The following is a 2143-nucleotide window of genomic DNA, read 5'->3' on the forward strand; positions in this document are numbered from 1 at the left end:
CAGCCACACCCCCCGCCCCTGGACCCCCGAAGCCGTCGCACGCATCCTGACCAACCCCGTCTACACCGGGTCCACCGTCTGGGGCCGCACCATCGCCGGCCGCCCGGTCCCCCCAGAGGAATGGGTCATCTGCCCCGACGCCCACGAACCGATCATCGACGGACGGACGTTCTTCGACGCGCAGCTCCTCGCGCCACGCGGCACCGGAATCATCAGCTCGCAGTTCCCCGCCTGGACGTTCTCCAGCTCTGAAGTTCCTTCCACCGGCACCAACTCCATCTCCGTATCTGACCGTTCGATGGCCTGTCGAGACAAAGACGACGATGCATCCCACTGAGCCCTCGGAGAAAGATCCGGATGGGAATGGTCACCAGCGTTCAACTCCACCCTCACCCGAAAGAGCTGACAAACCTTCACCCGATGGCTTTCCGCATCGCGACCCTGGACACACCCATAGGGCAGCTCACGGCGCGAGCGATCCGACGACCCCATTCATTCGCTCTCCGGAAAAGACATCGGCCGACCCGTCAGCGCCGCCGCACGCGGAGGCACTAGCTGAGCTCGAACTCAGACCCGGGATCGTTCCCGGCCAACCAATCGACGAGAGAATTCCAGAAAATCCGAACCCGACCCCTAAATTTGCCTGCAGGAGGACGCGTCCCGGACTTGAACAGTTTCCCTGCCCCCCGGTACATCATCCAGATGTCGCCGGAGCTAGCATTCATTTGCCCGATGCTGATACCGCTCCCTGCCCACTCGGAAGCGGCTGCCCGAATCTCCAGCCTGCAGCACCCTTCCCATCACCGCCCCTTTCCAACAGGGAAACTGATTACGCCCCCCGCCTTCCTGATGTAGTCGTCCCCGACGGGCCACCCGCTCTCACCCCAGGTCTAGCTGCCGTCCTGCTACGCCTGCTCCGCCGCTACACAAACGCACAGCCCTCACCCGACAACACGATCTATGAAAATCCACCGCACGACGACAAGGAAACTGAACGAAAGGCTTCCTGAGTTGATCAGATTCGCCTTCTGTGGCCGGGTGTCCACCGAGGACCAGCAGGACCCCGAATCCTCCCGCGCCTGGCAACTCGCCCGCGCCCACGCTCTCATCGACCCGCACGGGGAGATCGTCACCGAGTACTTCGACATCGGCCACTCACGCTCGATCCCCTGGAAGCGCCGCCCACAGGCCGCTCTTCTCCTCGCCGCACTACGCGACCCCGACCGCGGCTTCGACGCGGTCGTGATCGGGGAGCCGCACCGGGCGTTCTACGGCAACCAGTACAGCCTCGTGCACCCCGTCTTCGAACACTACGGCGTCGTCCTGTGGGTGCCCGAGGTCGGCGGCCCCATCGACCCCGCGTCGGAAGCCCATGATCTGATCATGTCGGTGTTCGGGGGTATGTCGAAAGGCGAACGGAACCGGATCAAGATCCGGGTACGGACCGCCATGGCAGCCCAGGCCAAGACCGAAGGACGCTACCTCGGTGGACGGCCACCCTACGGCTACCGCATCGCCGACGCCGGCCCCCACCCCAACCCGGCCAAAGCAGCCGACGGCAAGCGCCTACATGTCCTCGAACCCGACCCGGTCGCTAGTCCGGTCGTGGCCAGGGTCTTCCGCGAATACGCTGCGGGCAAGGGTCTCTACGCGATCGCCGAAGGACTCACCGGCGGCGGCATCCCCAGCCCGTCAGCCCACGACCCGATTCGTAACCCCCATCGCACCGGTATCGCATGGTCCAAAGCCGCGCTGCGCGCCATCCTGACCAACCCCCGGTACACCGGCCGGCAGGTCTGGAACCGCCAACGCAAAGACGAAATCCTCCTCGACGTCGAGGACGTCGCCCTCGGCTATGAGACCCGGATGCGGTGGAACGCCCCGGACGTCTGGATCTACTCGACAGCCGTCGTCCACCAGCCGCTCATCGACGACGAGACCTTCGCCCAGGTCCAAGCCCGCCTCGCTGCCAAGAAACTCGACCCCAGCGGCCCTCGCGAACCCAAACGCACCCGCCACCCCTACCAGCTGCGCGGCCGGATGCGCTGCGGAATCTGCCAGCGGCGGATGCAGGGCAGCTGGAACAACGGCAAGGCCCACTACCGCTGCGTCTACCCCGACCAGTACGCACTGGCCAACCACG

General features: G+C 65.2%; 2 protein-coding genes. Both read left to right on the forward strand.

Going from position 1 to position 2143, the window contains the following annotated elements:
• A partial coding sequence (locus AB1460_RS37000; RefSeq protein ID WP_368967187.1) for a recombinase family protein occupies nucleotides 1-337 on the forward strand: 337 nt, incomplete at its 5' end.
• Nucleotides 338-960: 623 nt separating this feature from the next.
• The coding region (locus AB1460_RS37005; RefSeq protein WP_368967188.1) for a recombinase family protein at nucleotides 961-2143 on the forward strand (1183 nt) is incomplete at its 3' end.

It is taken from the genome of Parafrankia sp. FMc2 (genome assembly GCF_041008525.1).
In the GTDB taxonomy this organism is placed as follows: Bacteria; Actinomycetota; Actinomycetes; order Frankiales; family Frankiaceae; genus Parafrankia.